Consider the following 18,193-nt stretch of genomic DNA (forward strand, 5'->3'; position numbering starts at 1 on the left):
TTATTTAATGGGTTTTTAGAATAGCTAAAACCTGAAATAAGGAGATTTTTTTTATTTAGGAGGGAACTGCAAAGTTTAAAAAATTATTTCCCAATTAATTGAAATCTCTATATGAAGTTAAGAACCAATAAAAAGTGCCGATAATAGTATAGAAGTATTTCGACTTTTTTTGTCGAATAATGCGGATTGAAAATGGATGAGGTGGATATATTGCTTACGAGCATAATCATACTAACTTACAATAATTTAGAATACACAAAACAATGTTTAGAAAGTATAAGAAAGTATACAGATCGAGATACTTATGAATTAATCATAATTGATAATAATTCTGTGGATGATACTAAAGAATGGTTATTAAAGCAAGATGACATAAGAGTAATAATAAACAAGGAGAATCTTGGCTTTCCTAGAGGCTGCAATCAAGGTATTGGAATAGCTAAAGGGGAAAATATTCTACTATTAAATAATGACGTCATTGTAACTGAGAATTGGCTAAGTAATATGGTTAATAGTCTGTATAGTGAGGACAGAATCGGTGCAGTTGGTCCAGTTACCAATTCTGCAGCATATTACACTGCAATCCCGGTAGAATACTCCAATTTAAATGAAATGCACAATTTTGCACAAAGATTTAATAAGTCTGATTCCGAAAAATGGGAAGAAAGATTGAAATTAATCGGCTATTGCATGCTTATTAAAAGAGAAGTGGTTGACAAAATTGGACTTTTAGACGAAAGATTTACCCCTGGGAATTTTGAGGATGATGATTACTCTGTTAGAATTCGACAAGCGGGTTATAAGCTACTGTTATGTAAAGATACATTTATTCATCATTATGGAAGTGTTTCATGGAAAGAAAATATTTCTGGATATGGAGAATTATTATCTGAGAATGAGAAAAAGTTCATGGGGAAATGGGGAACAAATTCTTCTTCCTATATAATTCATCATGATCTAATTTCAAAATTACCTTTCCATGAAGAGGCTGAATTTAAAATTCTTCATATTGGATGTAAAAGCGGCGGAACATTACTTAAAATTAAGGATAAATTTAAACATGCATCCCTTTATGGTATGGAAACTAATAAATATGAAGTTAGCGAAGTGGAACGAATTGCTAACATAATAAAAGAAGATGAACCACTTTCAAGAGCTTATTCAAGGGAATATTTTGATGCTATCCTTATTACTGATTTCAAACAATATGTACCAAGTAATTTACTAAAAGAAGTAAAAAGGTGCTTGAAAAAAAATGGAATATTACTAGCGAAAATGCGTAACGTTTCAAGTTATTCAAATATCTCGAAGTTGATTTTGGCAGAAAATCCATACAATTTCCATGAAGTTTATTTTTCTAGAAGTGATATTAGAGAACTATTTGATAAAGAGTATTATTATCAATTTGAAAATGAACAAGAGGAATTAAATAATGAAAGGCTAGACTTTATTCAAACTTTAATGCAAATGGGATCTAAGGAGATAGCCGATTTTGCAGTGCAAAATTTTTTAGTTAAAGCTAGTTTCAAAGATGAAGAAATAAAGCAATTTGTTATAGATATTTATGAGAATAAAGATATTGAAACAAACTTAGAAAAGTTACTCTGTTATGACGATGATGTAATTATTGGTGTTATTAATGAGATGAACAATCCTGAAGAAGTGCTAAATGTTTTAGCTATATCTATCTATTCCTATCAACAATTTGAACGTGTTCTTCCTTATTTGGAAGCTGCCTTTAAATTAGATTCTAAAAGCAGTGATACGATTTATAATATTGCTTTTATCCTACACTCATTTGGGGAAAATAATTCTGCAGCAGAATTTCTCGAACTACTAGAGAATATGGATAATGAAGCTTTAACATTATATAAACAAATTACTGAAAAAATAAGATTTAACCAACAAGAATTAATCATGCTTTTGAGAAGAATCGAATATGAGATTGATTTAGAACAAAGTATTCAAACACTTATTAAAGTATTATTAGATCCAAATATAACTACAAATGAAATAATTATGATTATCGAAAATAATATCATTCAAAAAGTTAAAGTGTTAAATATAATTGGTATTACATGTTACGAACAAGGGTTTTATGAGGATATATTAGTCTATCTAAATAAATCATATGACATTGATAAAAATAATGACCAAACCTTATATAATCTTGGTTTTTTTCTCCATAAGTTAGGTGAGAATAAATCTGCGTTAAATTATTTGGTGAAAATTCAACATATTGACAAAGAAATAGAACTGTTAATAAGTGAGGTTCAAAAAATACTACAAGTAAATATTATAGGAGATTATTCTTAAAATGGATGAACAAAAAATTGCCTTTATATATTGCTACAATGATGAAAAGTTGCTTAATGAATCTATTCATTATATCCATTCACTTACTATTCCAGTAGGCTATGAAATAGAAATTATCCCAGTTGAAAGTGCATCTAGCATGACAGCAGGATATAATTTCGCTATGAAACAAACTGATGCGAAATATAAAGTATTTCTTCATCAAGATGTATTTATTATTAATCGGGATTTTATAAGCGATATTTTAAAGATTTTTCAGCATAATATAAAAATTGGTCTTTTAGGAATGGTGGGTGCAAAGGAATTACCAACTAACGGTATTTGGTGGGAAGCACAAGAGAAATATGGGAAAGTTTACGATAGTCATACTGGAATAGTGGAATTACTCTCATTTAATGAACCTACCAATGATGTTGAGTATGTCCAAGCTATTGATGGATTGATAATGGTAACACAATATGATATTCCTTGGCGTGAAGATATCTTTAACGGGTGGCATTTTTACGACATTTCACATAGCGTAGAATTTGCAATAAATGGTTATAAAGTAGCTGTTCCAAAGCAAAAGGAGCCTTGGTGTATTCATGATTGCGGCATCGTTAATGTAAAGAATGGATTCTTAGAAAATAAAGAATTATTTTTGAAAGAGTATTGTAAATTTCTTTATGAGCAACAACCATTAGTAAGCATTCTAATACCTGCTTATAATAGACCTAAGTATTTAGAAGAGGCTCTAAAAAGTGTAATAAATCAAACATACAAAAAAATTGAAATTATTATTTGTGATGATAGTACAGATGAGAATGTTAAAAACATGATACAACCCTATTTAAGTAAATATCCTAATATTAAGTATTATAAAAATGAGGAGAATCTCTTTGTATTAAATTGGAATAAATGTTTTGAACTTTCTAAGGGTAAATACATAAATTACCTGATGGATGATGATTTATTTCATCCAAGGAAAATTGAAAAAATGGTTAATTATTTTCAAAAACACAAAAATCTAAGTGTAGTAACTTCATACAGAGAAATAATTGACGAACATGGGAGTATCTTACCTCCATTCGAAACTACCAGAAGGCTATTTAATGAGGATACTATTATTGATGGTATTGAACTGGGTAATTTTATTTTAAAAAACAGTTTAAACGTAATTGGTGAACCAACCACCGCAATGTTTAAAAGAAGTGACTTAGTAGAGAAATTTGGTTTCTATAAAGGAAAAATGTATGATGTGATTAATGATTTAGCTACTTGGATCTCCTTACTATGTAGGGGAAATGTTATGTATATTACAGAGCCATTAAGCTATTTTAGACAACATTCTGGGCAAAATCAAAAGTCATTTAGGTTAATTGAAAATTCAATATCTCAACATCTTAGACTAATAATTGATTCAAGAAATGATGGATTTCTATCAAATGACGAAGATTATAAATATGCATTATCAAATCAATTAAAGAATAATGGAGATTTATTTATGAAGTTTATACAGAGTGGTAATATTGAAACTTTAAAAGATAAAAAGATTGTAGATTCTTTATTTATATTATTGAATGAATTAAAAAAGTAATTGGTTACCTTAGAGGAAGTGCACATTTTGAAAATAATCAATAATGAAAATAAAAATAATATCCATAAAAAACTTAATAAAAATATTTCAGTCCAAATTGAAGAATTAGCTATTCTCCTTAAAAAGAAGAATGCGGATAAAAAAGAAAATAGACTTGCGGTTATAGATACCCAATTTCCTTGGATGAAAAGTGGGTTTCGTTATTGGGAAAATCTAGAGATTTATAAACAACTACCTAATACATTGTTTTTTGCAGTTAATCCATATATCGATGATTTTCCCGCAAATGTTTTTCATATATCTGAGTTTCCAAACTTAGTGGAAAGCGAAGGGATTACGCATGTATATTCCGTGTTTTTAAACCTTACACTAAGTCTACTTGGTGAAACGAGAACTTCGAATGGTATAGAAATTCCAGGCGCAATTTCTGGTATAAATATAGAGCCATTAATGAAATTTCATGATATTAAACTTTGTTCAACGATATATCCTGGAGGCGGATTGGATCCTACAACTCCAAAAGAATTCTTAAGAATAATTAATGAAAATTGTTATAGAGTATTTACTAATGCAGAAGAAGTATTAAAAGAGATCCCAAAGGCAATCCTTACTCCAGTTATTGTTAATACTGATTTTTATTCATATAAACCAAGAAGATATATAAAAGAAAATAAGATTATTATTACATTCTGTGCTAATAAAGGTGAAAGAAAAGGGTTTCCTAATCTTGTTAATGCATTTAATCGGTTAGAAGAAAAATTTCATTTAAATATTATAGGTGATTGGAAAAATGAGTTATATTTGCTAACTAATATGAATTATACATATTACGGGCCGCAAAATCCGGAGATAATAAGGGATATTTATTGGAATTCACATGTTTTTATCAATTGTAGTTACCATGATATTTATGCATTAGATGGATTTCCTACAACTGCGGCAGTAGATGCTATGTCTACGGGGTGCTTGTTGATAACTACTAATTCACGTGAGGATTCCTTTTTTTTGAAGTCCGGATTAGACTATATTCTAATTAACGTAAATGATCCTGATGAGTTAATTGAAAAATTAGAGTGGGTTGCGCAAAACTTCAATGATGCACTAAGAATAGCAGATAATGGTGCTGTTTCAATAAGAGAGCAATTTAACAATAAGAAAAATGTAAAAAAGAAACTGTCATTTATTATGCAATAATTAGTTTTTTAATTAAATATTTTTTCTATGCATTATTTTGTAGTTCTTAGTAAACCTAGGTGGCGTAAAAATAATATGATGTGATTCATTTTATTAAAGAGCAGAATCCTCACTATTCATTCTATTTAGGCCATTATACCATTTACGCTCAGGAGACAGTTTTGTTTGCTAAACCATTATTAGGATGATTAAGACTATGGTTATGGAATGATAGGAGGGTTTTATGAGCTTTTATACGAGTGAAGAGTTAAAAAAGATTGGCTTTAAAAATTTTGGAGAAAATATTAAAATTAGTAAAAAATGCAGTATCTATTCACCAGAATCTATTGAAATAGGAAATAACGTTAGAATTGATGATTTTTGTTTATTATCAGGTGGAGAAAAAGGTATTAAAATAGGATCAAATATACATATTGCTGCTTTTAGTGCAATTTATGGTGAAGGTGGAGTACTACTTGAAGACTTCTGTACTCTATCATCAAGAGTTATTCTTTATAGTCTTACGGATGATTATTCTGGTTTAAGTATGACAAATCCCACTGTACCAAAGGAATACACAGGTGTAATAAAAGCACCGATTACGATAAGTAAGCATGTAATAATTGGAACAAACTCTACAGTATTACCGAATGTTGTAATTGGAGAGGGAAGTGCGATTGGCGCCCATAGTCTTGTTACAAAGAACATAAATTCATGGGGGATATATGCTGGTATCCCTGCAAAAAAGATAAAAGATAGAAGCAAGGTATTATTGAATAAAGAGTTAAAAATGCTAAAAATGAAATAATTAAGTACAAAAAATAATAAGATAAAAAGAATATTTATAACGAAAATCTTAATAATTTGATCTAGAGTGTTGATAGAGAGAGGTATGAATATGGAGGTTATTCCTTTTCTTAAGCCAAATGTAGTGAAAAAAGAATCTTATTTACAATATCTTTCTAAAATAGATGAAAATAAAATATATACAAACTATGGACCGCTTAATAGTCAGTTTGAGGAAAGAATTCTAGAGGAATACTTTAAAGGAAAAGGAAAAGTAACTACGGTAAATAATGCAACAATGGGTCTTATTTTAAGTATTAATGAGCTTAAGCGTCCTCAAGCTAAGTATGCTATTATGCCTAGTTTTACTTTCTCAGCGACTCCGTTATCTGCGATGTGGTGTGGATTAGAGCCTTATTTTGTCGATATTGATAAGGAAACGTGGTTGATGGATGAGGAGAAATTAGGGGAAGCATTAAAATTACTTGGAGATCAAGTAGCAATTGTAGTTCCTTATGCAACTTTTGGTTCTTACCTAAATTTAACTTTTTACAATTATATTCAAGAGTCTGGAATTCCTGTAGTAATTGACGCAGCACCTTGCTTTGGAACTACATTTGAAAATAATCATATCGGAGAAAATTTTTATGGTTCAATAGTATTTAGTTTCCATGCGACTAAATCATTTGGAATTGGAGAAGGTGGTTTAGTATACAGCCGAAATACTGATTTGATACAAAGTATTAGAAAAGCATCAAATTTCGGGTATTATGGTACACGTGAGTCTACTAGTTTAGGTATTAATTCAAAGCTTTCGGAATATCATGCTGCGATTGGGTTAGCGACACTTGATATATACCAAGAAAAAATTCAAAAAAGGCAGCAAGTTTTTGAATATTATTTAGAAGAAATTAATAACTACGGTTTGCTTGAAAAAGGATGGGAGATTCAAAAAACAGTAGGATCTATTCCATATCAATTTTTTTCAATTCTATGTCCTAAAGGTGAAAAGAATAGAGAGTATATTGAAAAACTAGAACAAAACTCTATAAATGCTGTTTCATATTATAATCCTTCTTGTCATCAGCAACAGCAATTTAAAAACTATCTTCATTTAGAATTAACAGTAACAAATGATATATCCAAAAGAATTCTAAGTCTTCCTTTTTGGGAAAACATGGATAAAAATGTGGTGAAACGGGTAATCAAAGCTTTAATATCTTAGAAATATGGTATATTTGGAGGAACTTATATGAAAGGCATAATCCTAGCAGGAGGTACAGGCTCTCGCCTGTACCCCTTAACAAAAGTAACAAATAAACATTTACTTCCAGTAGGGAAATACCCTATGATCTACCATGCTATTTTCAAATTAGTAGAAGCAGATATTAAAGATATTTTAATAGTAACAGGAAAAGAGCATATGGGAGACGTTGTGAATCTATTAGGCAGTGGTTCAGATTTTGGTGTTACTTTTACATATAAAGTCCAAGATCAGGCTGGCGGAATTGCACAAGCTCTTAGTCTTTGTGAAACTTTTGTTGGAACGGATAATATGACTGTGATCCTTGGAGATAATGTGTTTTCAGATAATATCACTGAATATGTACAAAAGTATAAACAGCAAAAGAACGGGGCGAAAATCTTAATAAAAGAAGTTACAGATCCACATAGGTTTGGTGTTCCCGAGTTAGATGGCTCTCTTATTAAAAGTATAGAAGAAAAACCAAAAGATCCAAAAAGTAATTATGCAGTAACGGGGATATATATGTTTGATTCCTCTGTATTTGATATTGTACGAGGTCTTAAGCCTTCTAATCGAGGAGAGCTGGAGATTACGGATGTTAACAATGCCTACATTGAAAAGGAGTCTCTTACTTTTGATGTTTTGTCAGGCTGGTGGACAGATGCAGGTACACACCAGTCTCTAGCTAAGGCAAATGAGCTTGCAGCAGGAACTGATCTAGGTGAGAATTTTAATGTACATATGAAGCTATAAGGGAGTTTAATATGGAGGTAATTAATACTAAATTTTCTGATGTGAAAATTCTTTGTCCAAAAGTTCACGGTGATCATCGAGGATTTTTTATGGAGTCCTTTAACGAATCAGTACTGGGAAAAATGGGATTAAATTATAAGTTTGTTCAAGACAATCAATCTTTATCTAAAGAATCTGGAACCATTAGGGGATTGCATTATCAGTTATCTTCAAAGTCTCAAACAAAGTTAGTGCGTGTACTGAGTGGAGCTGTCTATGACGTTGTATTAGATATACGAAGGAATTCACCAACTTTTGGACAATGGGAAGGATTTATTTTGTCAGAATATAATTTTCGGCAATTACTTGTTCCAAAAGGGTTTGCTCATGGATTTTGTACACTTGTTCCAAATACTCAAATTCTTTATAAGGTGGATGAATATTATTCACCTGAACACGATCGTGGGATTCTTTGGAACGACCCGGAATTAAATATTTCTTGGCCAACTTCGAACCCGATTTTATCAAAAAAGGATGAGGTTTTGCCAGTGCTGAAAAAAGCAGAAATAAACTTTTAAGGGGATAGATAAGTGAATATTCTAGTAACAGGTGGAGCGGGGTTTATTGGGAGTAATTTTGTTAGATACATGCTGGATACTTATCCAGATTATCAAATTATTAATTATGACCTTTTGACTTACGCAGGTAACTTAGAGAACCTTAAAGAGTATGAAAATCGAGAGAATTATTCTTTTATAAAAGGAGATATCCGGAACACAGAACTTCTTCAATATGTTGTTAAAAGGCATTGTGTAAATGTCATTATTAATTTTGCAGCTGAATCTCATGTGGATAGAAGTATTTCAGATCCAGGAATTTTTGTAAAAACAAATGTTTTAGGAACTCAAGTTCTTTTGGATGTGGCAAAAGAAAATAACATAATGAAATACGTTCAAATTTCAACAGATGAAGTATATGGTTCTTTAGGAGAAGATGGATTTTTTACCGAAACGACACCGCTTTCACCTAATAGTCCTTATTCAGCAAGTAAGGCAAGTTCTGATTTATTGGTACAGGCCTACCATGAGACTTACGGAATGAATGTTAACATCACAAGATGTTCTAATAATTACGGCCCATTTCATTTTCCGGAAAAATTAATTCCTCTGATGATCACGAACGCATTGGAGGGGAGAAATCTGCCGGTATATGGAGACGGAAAAAATATACGTGACTGGCTTCATGTTTCTGATCATTGCTCGGCGATAGATTTGGTCTTGCATAATGGAAAGCCAGGGGAAGTATATAATATTGGCGGTCATAATGAGAAACAAAATATTGATGTTATTAAAGAAATATTAAATATTTTGGAGAAACCGCATAGTTTGATCCAATTCATTGAAGATCGAGCAGGTCATGATCGAAGATACGCAATTGATGCGACGAAAATAAGAGATGATCTTGGCTGGAAACCCGCTTATGATTTTGAGAAGGGATTACTTGAAACAGTAAACTGGTACTTAAATAATAAAGCATGGTGGAGTAGAATAAAATCAGGTGAATACCAACGCTACTATGAAACTCAATATGGTGCTTTGCTATGAGTAAAGGAAAGGTCTTGATCACTGGTGGTACAGGCCAATTAGGTTCAGATATTGGGGAGTTGTTGCTTAAACAGCGATATCAAGTATATTCCTTTTCAAAGAAAGAACTAGATGTATCGAACTATGAACAGGTTGAAAAGACCATCAATGAAATAAAGCCTGATATAGTGATTCATTCTGCTGCATATACAAAGGTAGACTTAGCAGAGGATAATCAGGATACCGCATATTTAGTCAACGCTATAGGAACAAGAAATATTGCTATAGCATGTGAGGATATACAAGCTAAGTTGGTCTATATTAGTACGGATTATGTTTTTGATGGGAACAAACAGGGAAGATACAATGAGTTTGATCCTCCTACCCCCATTAATGTTTATGGAAGTTCAAAATTAGCTGGTGAACATATGGTTAAGGACTTTCATAGTCAATATTTCATTGTTCGTACTTCATGGCTTTATGGGGAAAATGGAAACAATTTTGTTAAAACCATGTTAAACCTTGCTGAAAACGGCAGACAGATTAACGTTGTAAATGACCAATCTGGTTCCCCTACTTGGACAGTAGATGTCGCTATCAAAGTTTCCGAGCTGATAAAAACAAAATTATACGGTATTTACCATGTTACAAACTCAAGTGAATGCACATGGTTTGAATTTGCATCGAAAATATTTGAATTGGCTCAAAAAAGGGTAGAGTTAGTACCTATTAGTTCGGAAGAGTTTGTTCAAAAAGCAAATCGGCCTAAAAACTCTGTGTTAGATCATATGGGATTAAGGTTAAATAATTTTTCCGAGATGAGGCATTGGGGAGATGCGTTGGAAGATTATTTTTTAAGAACCTCGCAAAAGACAACTGATGAAAAATAGTAGAAGATATAAGGTGTGAACTGTAAACACTTTTTCATCTTAACAATTTTAGTATCAGTAGATGATAACTTAATTTTTTTCGAGTACTCCTTTATCTCTATTTATTTAATTTGGCTGTGGAGCAATTATCCACAGCTTTTATATTTTTTATCACACTGAAGTTTTAGGCTAATTGAATGATAACTCTTTTTTCATATATTCAAATATTATAATCCAAGTCGATATTAAAAGAAGTTAGTCATATTAGAGGAGAACAAAATGCCAAACATTTCTTTAGTTATGATCGTAAAAGATGAATCGGAACACTTAAATACCTGTTTAGAGTCTGTTAAAGATTATGTAAATGAAATCATTATCGTAGATACGGGATCTACAGATCATACGATAGAAATTGCAAAGACACATGGTGCAACAGTCTATGAATATACTTGGACCAATGATTTTGCTGCTGCCCGCAATTTTGCATTATCTAAATCAACGTCAGAGTGGAACTTAATTCTTGATGCTGATGAGCAGATTACCAATTGGGACAAAGACAAAGTAAATAAATTGCTCCAAAATGATCATTTTATCGGGAAAATTAATATTAAAAGCAATTTTAAGCAAAACAATGAAGAGCGTTATTCACAAATATATATTTCACGTTTGCTTCCAAAGGGAGCTTATTATTCTGGGAAAATACATGAGCAGGTGATGTCTAAGCTGCCGCGGGTTGAGCTACCTATTGATGTATTCCATACAGGTTATTTTCAAACGGATAAATCAGAGCGGAATCTTATCCTTTTAAAGGAAGAGCTTTCTAATAATCCGAAGAATGCTTATATCTTATATCAGCTTGCTCGACAATATAAAACAATGAATCTCTATCAGGAAGCAGCCCATTTTTTTAAGGAAAGTTATCAGGCGGCAGATCGATCAGAGGGTTACTTCACAGATTTGGTTGTCAATTATATTTATACATTAATTGAATTGAAGCAATACTACTCTGCTTTTGAAATTATTGACCAAATGAATGTACCTTTAGGGAATAGTCCTGATTATCAGTTTGTGTGCGGGATCTTTTATATGAATTTTGTGTTAAGCGATACGGCTAGGAATATTGATTTTCTTCCTCTTATTGAAAGGTCCTACCTTATCTGTCTTGCATTAGGAAATCAGAATGAAAGAGAAATTGTATTAGGTACAGGCTCCTTCCTTTCGGCATATAATTTAGGAGTTTATTATGAGATGTTTAATCAAAAGGAAAAAGCAAAAGAATTCTATGAAATTTCTGCTGCCTATCATTATTTACCTGCACAAAGCAGATTATTGTCTCTATAAATGTAAATAATTTGATGAAATATCCGATGTAATAAGTAGAACAATTACTAGGGGGATTAAGATGGGCTCTGTTGATTCAATTTCCAGAACTTCTGTAGATAATATTAGCTTTGAAAGTAATAAATCTATTAAAGTGCAGGAACAACCAACATACATCTTAGAACAGCATCATGAGAATACTGCAGAAACAGCTATTCAAGAAAAAGATTTAGAGCAAGTAGTTTCAGATATAAACCAAGTATTAGGAAATACTCATACTTCTTTGAAGTATATGTACCATGAAAAATTGCAGACGTATTATGTTACTTTAATCAATGATCAAACAAAGGAAACGGTAAGAGAAATACCGCCAAAGAAGCTATTAGATATGTATGCTTCAATGAGAGAATATTTTGGGTTGTTTGTTGATAACAAAATATAATGGAGGGTGTCCTAAATGGTTAATAACACGATGAGAATTACAGGATTCGCATCTGGACTTGATACAGATACGATAATTAGGGACTTAATGAAAGCGGAGCGTGCTCCACTGGATAAATTATTTCAAAAAAAGGAATGGATGTCGTGGCAGCGTGACGCTTATCGAGATGTGAATCTTGAGCTTAGTGCTTTTCAAAAAAAGGTTGATAAACTACGGTTTTCTTCGGATTTTAATGGCTTTAAAGCTACTTCTTCAAATACAGCAAATGCATTAGTTTCCGCGAAAGGTAATGCGATACAAGGTTCTTACGATTTGAAAATTGAGCAATTAGCTGAGGTAGCAAAAATAAAATCAGGTTCTGCAATTAAAAAAGGTGATGGGACTGCTGTAAAAGCTACTGATAAAGTGTTGGCAGCAGGAGAGACCTCATCCTTTGAAATTAAGACGGCTAAGGGAACAGCAATCATTAATGTTACTGATGAAGATACTTTTGCATCTTTGGCAACCAAGATTGGATCGGCTACCGAATCTGGAAAGTCTTTAGAATTAAGGGCTTCCTTTGATGAGGTAACATCAAGCTTTGTCATTTCTACGAAGGAAATGGGGAAGGATCAAAAGATAGAAATTACTCACCAAACAGGTACGTCAGATGTTGCATCACTAGTATTTAATGGAGGAACCATTTCTGCAGCACCTGCGACACCAACTATTTATAGTGCAGATGGCAAGAATGCCAAAATCACCTTTGATGGAACGGTTATTGATAACTTAACATCAAATAAAGCAACCGTCTATGGTGTGGAATTGACGCTATTAAAAGCTGATCCGACAGCAACAACTACAATCAATGTTGAATCAGATACAGATGCCATTTTTACCAAAATCAAAGATTTTGTCGATAGTTATAACTCAATGATTGATAGTCTTAATTCTAAAGTCAAAACTCATCGTAATCGTGAGTACCAGCCCTTAACGGAGGAACAAAGAGAAAGTCTATCTGAAAAAGAGGCTGAGAAATGGGATGAAAAGGCAAAAGAAGGGTTATTGTATAATGATCAAATTATCAGGGATACGTTAACAACACTTAGAGGTAAAATGTATAATTCTGTTTCAGGAATACCTAATGGTCAACTAAGAATGTTATCCGAAATAGGTATTCAGTCAGCCTATATGTCTAAGGATGGCAAGCTAGAAATTAATGAAGATAAGTTAAAAGAGGCGATTGCTAACAACCCTGATGAAATCTCAAACCTATTTACCAGTGAAGATGGAATTGCCACGAGAATATATAAAGAAGTAGGCAGTTCGATTGAAAAATTAAACAAAAAGGCAGGCCGCCCAAATACAGCGACCACTCTTGATATAAGTACACTTGGAGACTCAATCAAAGATGTTACTACTCAAATGAAAACATGGGAAGATAAGCTGAAATTAATTGAAAATCGTTATTGGAAACAGTTTACGGCAATGGAGCAAGCGATTAGCAAGATGAATGCACAAAGCAGCTCTATTGTAGGAATGCTGGGACAATAGACTAGAATTACTTACGTGTTAACTTTTAGGAGGATATTTAAACATGCAAAAACAATACGAAGCATATCAACAGAATTCTGTTTTAACTGCTTCTCCTGGTGAATTGACACTGATGTTATACAATGGTTGCCTGAAATTTTTAAATCAAGCCAAAAAAGCGGTTCAAGAAAAAAATATTGAAGCTAAACATACAAATCTTTCAAAAGCACAAAATATCATTTCAGAGTTAATGGTTACTTTAAACTTTGATTATGATATTGCTAAAGATATGAGAAAATTATATGACTATATGAATCGGAGATTAATTGAGGCTAATATTAAGAATGATACTGATATTATAAGTGAAGTAGAAGAGTTGGTAACAGAGTTCCGTGACACTTGGAAGGAAGCATTGATTATTAACCGGAAGAAACAATATAGTACAAGCGGGCTTGTTTGATGGAAGTCATTGAAAAGCTATACGAGATTACTAAACAGTTACAGTTGACTGCTTCTAATGGAAATCAAGGAGACAGAGAGAAGCAAATTGAAGAGTTAGAAGCGTACCTTGAAACACGTGGGAAACTGTTAGATAGTGTAGATCAATCTCTATTAACTAATGATGATAAACAAAAATTGAGAGAAATTCTTTCCATAAGTGAAGATGTAATAAAGCAAATGGGGAAGATTAAGACATCTATTCAGCAAAATATTATTAATACGAAGAAAGGGAAGTCTGCCTTTAAAGGATATAACGACCCTTATGCATCTGCCTCATTCGATGGTCATTATTTTGATAGGAAAAAATAAGGTCGAAGAATAAAAAATATAATAAATTTGTTTAAAACCTGCTTTGAAAAAAGCAGGTTTTTGTTATTAAAACATCAGGTGCTTTTAATGATTTAGAAAATTTTGTAGCTCAATTTAAACAAGATGCCAAACCCCTTTTTACAAATGGGAAAATTAATTTAGCCAATCCAGATACTATTATAAAAGCACAGCTAAACTCAGCTGTGCTTTTAAATCTTTATATCAATAAATTGTGAGAATGGAGAAGGTTGTTGTATTTCACGTATTCTTTTTGAAGGATCTTCCAATACATCTAAAATCCTTTCTTTTATGGCAGTCTCTGCTATTTGTTTATTGATGACAACAAATTGTGAGACTGGTCCTTCTCCAACACCGCCGATAATCGCCATTTGAAACCCTCCTATTTATTGTGAATAAAATATATATTCACCGTAAGGTTTCAATTCTCCTTCATTTATTTGGTAATTATATCCATCAATAAATTGAAGCATTACTCAATTTATTTAATTAAGATTAATATTTTTTTAATTAATAATTTTCCCTGATTAAGTTATATTAATTAATATCTTTGTTAATTAGATAGATACATATAATGAAATCTATGAAGTTCATAAAAATATAAGCTTAGTTATACGCGAACCTCATGCCCTTCGCCAATTAGACTCTCAATCCTCACTCCAGCTTCCCTCCGCAAATCTACGTACTCCTCTCCAACCTTCACCAACGGCTGGTAAGGCTCGTTCTCATGAATAAAGACAATCTGCGCTTCATTCCCATTGCTCAATCTCACCTTTTGCAATAGGTTTTGCCTCATAATGTATCGGACAAACGGAATGACAATTGCCGGGTTTAGCTCATTTTTTTGTGCTTTTTCAATTAGTTCGTACACACCTGCAAAATGCGGTTTCTTTTCCCCATTATCATGAATATTCATATACACGGCGTTAAAGCAATCTGCAACGGAAACAATTTGCACGAAATAAGGGATGTCCTTCTCCTTTAGTTGCCCTGGATACCCCACTCCGTTTATTCTTTCATGATGATGAAGAGCAGCCAATGGAATAAGCGAATTGATATAAGGAATCGAGTTTAATAGTTTATGTCCAATCTCTGTATGCTTTTGAATCTCTTCATTATCAACAGAATTTGTATTTTTATAAATATTTTTGTCTACTCCTAGCATGCCAATTTCGTGAAGTAGCCCCATATCTGCAAGTAGGAGGCAATCTTTCTTCTTATAGCCTAATAGTTTGCCGATAATACTTGAGAGAATTCCGACATTTATACTATGTTGATACAGCTGTTCATCTTTTTTTCCTTCTGTTTGCAGGACTTTTAGAATGGAAACATCACAGAGTGATAGTTCAATAAGTGGATGAAAGCGCTCTCTTAATAGAACGATATTAATTTCCTTACTTCTGTAGAAGCTTTGGAATGTATCTTTTATATAGGCTTGAATCGTTTGGTACGGTTTTTCACTTGGTGATATTTTCTTAATGTTTTCGTTAAGATCTACTGATACGGTCTTGCCAAATCTATACTTTTGCAGCAAAAGGATATGAACTTCTTTTAAGATCGTTCCCTTTTTCAATAATAAGATGCCTTGCTCCGAGAAAATGTCTTCGCCAAGTGCACTTCCTACCAAATCGAATGATATTTGTGCTTGATCCATGATTGATCCCCCTAAACCTGTAGTTAACAGAAAAACTCCCCAAAAATTATCTTGTTTATGTCCTAAATTTATCATTTTACTAAAGGGAAATATACTAAAATTAACCTATTTTGTAAAAATGGGTAAAGTGTCCTGTATAAATTGTCCTATTGTTGACAATTTTAGAATTCATGGGTATATTAGCCAATGGATGAAATTTATTACTATGTGTATATAATTGTTGTAAAGGTGATAAAAATGAACACTCCAGATATGAATCATAATAATATAGGGAAAAAAGCCATATTAACAAAGTATGATTATCACAAAAATTGTTTAATAAGGGAAATAAACGCAGTAAAATCTATTAAAATACCAACACAAAACTATTCTATTAATCATACTGATTTAGCGGATTGGATTATTGATGTTTCATCTCCTAAGGAACTTGAGATGCTTCTTAGTGAGATCAGAATTGTGAAAAAACGAACAAATAATATTAAACCATTCTTAGCAATCATTGCAGTTGGGTTAGTAAACAAGGCTGAGTAAGGAAAATTAGTGAACCCACCAACTACATGCAGAAGTAGGTTCGTTTTTTTAGAAAAAGGTCAATTTTAATGAAAATAGCTTATCAAATGCCATTAATCGTTTGAAGACACTATCAAGGTTAAAAAAATGCAATCGAACAAGGCGGAGCAGTTCGAATCTGATTTCCCGTAAGTTTTTGAAAGTAGTATGGACGATTAGTAAGAAAGAACTAATTGATTAAAAAAGATGTGTTGATCAATAATGCAAACTGTTTTCCACTCCACAGCGTTTGTAAACAGCAATACTACAAATTTTGTCATTGTTGTTTGTGAAAGGGGATAAGCTTTCAACGACGATACCTGGGGTATGTATAATTTTTTCTCCGTAACAATATGTAGACAATTGAAATATAATAATATCGGGCTATGACTTGTTATTATCATAAATGTTTAAATCAATGGGTGAGGTCAGTACAAGGACGTCTGGTGTACAAGTATCTTCTAGTTTGTTAGAAAAATGCTTAGATATTTACTAAAGCCTAACTATGGGTGCTGCAACCATAGCGTACCGAACCCCTTTATTGATCTCAACTCGATCTTCTTAAAGCTGTAAGAGTCGAGCGGCTCTGTTGCTTTTTCCTTTTGAAAGATATATTACTCCTGCTTAACGAGTATTGTCTAATATTAAATATCAGATAGTTAGAAACAATTAAACAATTCAGAGCAAAAGTATATCCTTCACCATTCCGACAAATTTCTCAAACTTTTTTCATGTACTAGCAGGAGATTTATGGGGTAAAATAGAAATGTAAGTATATAGTCTTTTTATTAAGGCTAAGTGTCTTTAACAAAGAAGCCGGATAGGCTGAAGAGAAGGCGCGCAGTATTCGTATAATGAAAAGGAGGAGTTCGCTTATGAATTTTAACATTCGTGGTGAAAACATTGAGGTAACTCCAGCAATTAGAGAATATGTAGAGAAGAAAATTGCAAAATTGGAGCGGTATTTTACCGAGTCTCCAGATGCAACCGTACATGTGAATTTAAAAACGTACCAAGATAAAACCTCCAAAGTAGAAGTAACAATTCCAATGCCGAATCTTGTCCTTCGTGCAGAGGAAGTTCATGATGATATGTATGCAGCTATTGACTTGATTACTGATAAATTAGAACGCCAAATTCGCAAGCATAAAACGAAGGTAAATCGTAAATTCCGTGAAAAAGGGAATGTGCCAGATATGTTTGTTACGCTTGATGAATCTGAAAGAGCATCAATGGATGAAGACCAGGAGCTCGAAGTTGTCCGTCAAAAAAGCTTTGATCTAAAGCCAATGGACAGTGAAGAGGCTATTCTGCAAATGAATATGCTTGGCCACAATTTCTATGTATTCACAAATGCAGAAACTAGCTTAACAAACGTTGTTTATAAGCGGAAAGATGGCCGTTATGGTCTAATTGAAGCACAATAATAAGGAAACCCCGCTGTCAAAAGCGGGGTTTTTCTGACTCTATGATTATGTCCGCTGATCAGAATCAGAAAGAATCTGAGCGGGTTGAATTTGAATCCTTGGCGGATTTTTTACCTCTGAAGTGATTGCTGACGTAAATGTTGTTTCGAGTATACTTCAAAAAGTAAAGATTACTAGCCA

At 32.5% G+C, this 18,193-nt stretch carries 18 protein-coding genes; 16 read left to right on the top strand and 2 right to left on the bottom strand.

Annotated features, from left to right (window positions below; genetic code table 11):
- The first annotated feature begins 192 nt into the window (after positions 1 to 192).
- The 14 genes from FI644_RS12175 (at position 193) to fliT (ending at position 14,365) form a co-directional block, all read left to right on the top strand.
- Entirely contained in the window at positions 193 to 2,316 is a 2,124-nt protein-coding gene (locus FI644_RS12175; RefSeq protein WP_246067050.1) for a glycosyltransferase, read from the top strand.
- Between the two features lies 1 nt (position 2,317).
- The gene (locus FI644_RS26295; RefSeq protein WP_181758194.1) at positions 2,318 to 3,892 is read left to right on the top strand and encodes a glycosyltransferase; all 1,575 of its coding nucleotides are present in this window, start codon (positions 2,318 to 2,320) and stop codon (positions 3,890 to 3,892) included.
- A gap of 27 nt (positions 3,893 to 3,919) precedes the next feature.
- Positions 3,920 to 5,086 carry a glycosyltransferase family 4 protein gene (locus FI644_RS12185; RefSeq protein WP_246067052.1) on the top strand — a complete coding sequence of 389 codons (1,167 nt, stop codon included), beginning with the start codon at positions 3,920 to 3,922 and terminating at the stop codon, positions 5,084 to 5,086.
- A gap of 223 nt (positions 5,087 to 5,309) precedes the next feature.
- Positions 5,310 to 5,873 (top strand): acyltransferase, encoded by a 564-nt coding sequence (locus FI644_RS12190; RefSeq protein ID WP_142108397.1) that lies wholly within the window; start codon positions 5,310 to 5,312, stop codon positions 5,871 to 5,873.
- A 90-nt stretch (positions 5,874 to 5,963) separates the two neighbouring features.
- Entirely contained in the window at positions 5,964 to 7,076 is a 1,113-nt protein-coding gene (locus tag FI644_RS12195; RefSeq protein WP_142108398.1) for an aminotransferase class I/II-fold pyridoxal phosphate-dependent enzyme, read from the top strand.
- Between the two features lie 27 nt (positions 7,077 to 7,103).
- Positions 7,104 to 7,850, top strand: a complete 747-nt coding sequence (locus tag FI644_RS12200; protein ID WP_142108399.1) for a sugar phosphate nucleotidyltransferase — start codon at positions 7,104 to 7,106, stop codon at positions 7,848 to 7,850.
- Positions 7,851 to 7,861: 11 nt separating this feature from the next.
- Positions 7,862 to 8,407, top strand: a complete 546-nt coding sequence (gene rfbC, locus FI644_RS12205; RefSeq protein WP_142108400.1) for a dTDP-4-dehydrorhamnose 3,5-epimerase — start codon at positions 7,862 to 7,864, stop codon at positions 8,405 to 8,407.
- 12 nt (positions 8,408 to 8,419) lie between these two features.
- A complete protein-coding gene (gene rfbB / locus FI644_RS12210) occupies positions 8,420 to 9,433 on the top strand; it encodes a dTDP-glucose 4,6-dehydratase (protein WP_142108401.1) in 1,014 nt (337 codons plus the stop codon).
- Positions 9,430 to 10,302 (top strand): dTDP-4-dehydrorhamnose reductase, encoded by an 873-nt coding sequence (rfbD, locus tag FI644_RS12215; RefSeq protein ID WP_142108402.1) that lies wholly within the window; start codon positions 9,430 to 9,432, stop codon positions 10,300 to 10,302. Before rfbB ends, rfbD begins: the two co-directional genes overlap by 4 nt.
- Before the next feature lie 258 nt (positions 10,303 to 10,560).
- Positions 10,561 to 11,622 carry a tetratricopeptide repeat-containing glycosyltransferase family 2 protein gene (locus tag FI644_RS12220; protein WP_142108403.1) on the top strand — a complete coding sequence of 354 codons (1,062 nt, stop codon included), beginning with the start codon at positions 10,561 to 10,563 and terminating at the stop codon, positions 11,620 to 11,622.
- A gap of 61 nt (positions 11,623 to 11,683) precedes the next feature.
- Positions 11,684 to 12,043 carry a flagellar protein FlaG gene (gene flaG, locus FI644_RS12225; RefSeq protein ID WP_142108404.1) on the top strand — a complete coding sequence of 120 codons (360 nt, stop codon included), beginning with the start codon at positions 11,684 to 11,686 and terminating at the stop codon, positions 12,041 to 12,043.
- 15 nt (positions 12,044 to 12,058) lie between these two features.
- On the top strand, positions 12,059 to 13,576 hold the full coding sequence (fliD, locus tag FI644_RS12230) for a flagellar filament capping protein FliD (RefSeq protein ID WP_142108405.1): 1,518 nt from the start codon (positions 12,059 to 12,061) through the stop codon (positions 13,574 to 13,576).
- A gap of 43 nt (positions 13,577 to 13,619) precedes the next feature.
- Entirely contained in the window at positions 13,620 to 14,015 is a 396-nt protein-coding gene (fliS, locus tag FI644_RS12235; RefSeq protein ID WP_142108406.1) for a flagellar export chaperone FliS, read from the top strand.
- Positions 14,015 to 14,365, top strand: a complete 351-nt coding sequence (gene fliT, locus FI644_RS12240) for a flagellar protein FliT (protein ID WP_142108407.1) — start codon at positions 14,015 to 14,017, stop codon at positions 14,363 to 14,365. Before fliS ends, fliT begins: the two co-directional genes overlap by 1 nt.
- A 209-nt stretch (positions 14,366 to 14,574) precedes the next feature.
- Here fliT and FI644_RS12245 read toward each other — a convergent pair whose 3' ends face one another.
- The gene (locus FI644_RS12245; RefSeq protein ID WP_053478760.1) at positions 14,575 to 14,754 is read right to left on the bottom strand and encodes a hypothetical protein; all 180 of its coding nucleotides are present in this window, start codon (positions 14,752 to 14,754) and stop codon (positions 14,575 to 14,577) included.
- Between the two features lie 239 nt (positions 14,755 to 14,993).
- Positions 14,994 to 16,037, bottom strand: coding sequence for an HD-GYP domain-containing protein (locus FI644_RS12250; protein WP_181758195.1), 1,044 nt, complete (start codon positions 16,035 to 16,037; stop codon positions 14,994 to 14,996).
- A 186-nt stretch (positions 16,038 to 16,223) separates the two neighbouring features.
- Here FI644_RS12250 and FI644_RS12255 point away from each other — a divergent pair, with 186 nt between their 5' ends.
- The gene (locus tag FI644_RS12255) at positions 16,224 to 16,568 is read left to right on the top strand and encodes a hypothetical protein (protein ID WP_056686526.1); all 345 of its coding nucleotides are present in this window, start codon (positions 16,224 to 16,226) and stop codon (positions 16,566 to 16,568) included.
- 893 nt (positions 16,569 to 17,461) lie between these two features.
- On the top strand, positions 17,462 to 18,013 hold the full coding sequence (gene hpf, locus FI644_RS12260) for a ribosome hibernation-promoting factor, HPF/YfiA family (protein WP_053478763.1): 552 nt from the start codon (positions 17,462 to 17,464) through the stop codon (positions 18,011 to 18,013).
- Positions 18,014 to 18,193: the final 180 nt, after the last annotated feature.

Source organism: Cytobacillus solani (assembly GCF_006704205.1).
GTDB classification, from domain to species: Bacteria; Bacillota; Bacilli; order Bacillales; family Cytobacillaceae; genus Cytobacillus; species Cytobacillus solani.

Coding starts and splice junctions, on each gene's coding strand:
- FI644_RS12175 (WP_246067050.1), top strand. CDS start 193: ATGGATGAGGTGGATATATTGCTTACGAGCATAATCATACTAACTTAC.
- hpf (WP_053478763.1), top strand. CDS start 17,462: ATGAATTTTAACATTCGTGGTGAAAACATTGAGGTAACTCCAGCAATT.
- FI644_RS12190 (WP_142108397.1), top strand. CDS start 5,310: ATGAGCTTTTATACGAGTGAAGAGTTAAAAAAGATTGGCTTTAAAAAT.
- fliT (WP_142108407.1), top strand. CDS start 14,015: ATGGAAGTCATTGAAAAGCTATACGAGATTACTAAACAGTTACAGTTG.
- FI644_RS12250 (WP_181758195.1), bottom strand. CDS start 16,037: ATGGATCAAGCACAAATATCATTCGATTTGGTAGGAAGTGCACTTGGC.
- flaG (WP_142108404.1), top strand. CDS start 11,684: ATGGGCTCTGTTGATTCAATTTCCAGAACTTCTGTAGATAATATTAGC.
- FI644_RS12200 (WP_142108399.1), top strand. CDS start 7,104: ATGAAAGGCATAATCCTAGCAGGAGGTACAGGCTCTCGCCTGTACCCC.
- FI644_RS26295 (WP_181758194.1), top strand. CDS start 2,318: ATGGATGAACAAAAAATTGCCTTTATATATTGCTACAATGATGAAAAG.
- FI644_RS12245 (WP_053478760.1), bottom strand. CDS start 14,754: ATGGCGATTATCGGCGGTGTTGGAGAAGGACCAGTCTCACAATTTGTT.
- fliD (WP_142108405.1), top strand. CDS start 12,059: ATGGTTAATAACACGATGAGAATTACAGGATTCGCATCTGGACTTGAT.
- FI644_RS12195 (WP_142108398.1), top strand. CDS start 5,964: ATGGAGGTTATTCCTTTTCTTAAGCCAAATGTAGTGAAAAAAGAATCT.
- rfbC (WP_142108400.1), top strand. CDS start 7,862: ATGGAGGTAATTAATACTAAATTTTCTGATGTGAAAATTCTTTGTCCA.
- rfbD (WP_142108402.1), top strand. CDS start 9,430: ATGAGTAAAGGAAAGGTCTTGATCACTGGTGGTACAGGCCAATTAGGT.
- fliS (WP_142108406.1), top strand. CDS start 13,620: ATGCAAAAACAATACGAAGCATATCAACAGAATTCTGTTTTAACTGCT.
- FI644_RS12220 (WP_142108403.1), top strand. CDS start 10,561: ATGCCAAACATTTCTTTAGTTATGATCGTAAAAGATGAATCGGAACAC.
- FI644_RS12255 (WP_056686526.1), top strand. CDS start 16,224: ATGGATGAAATTTATTACTATGTGTATATAATTGTTGTAAAGGTGATA.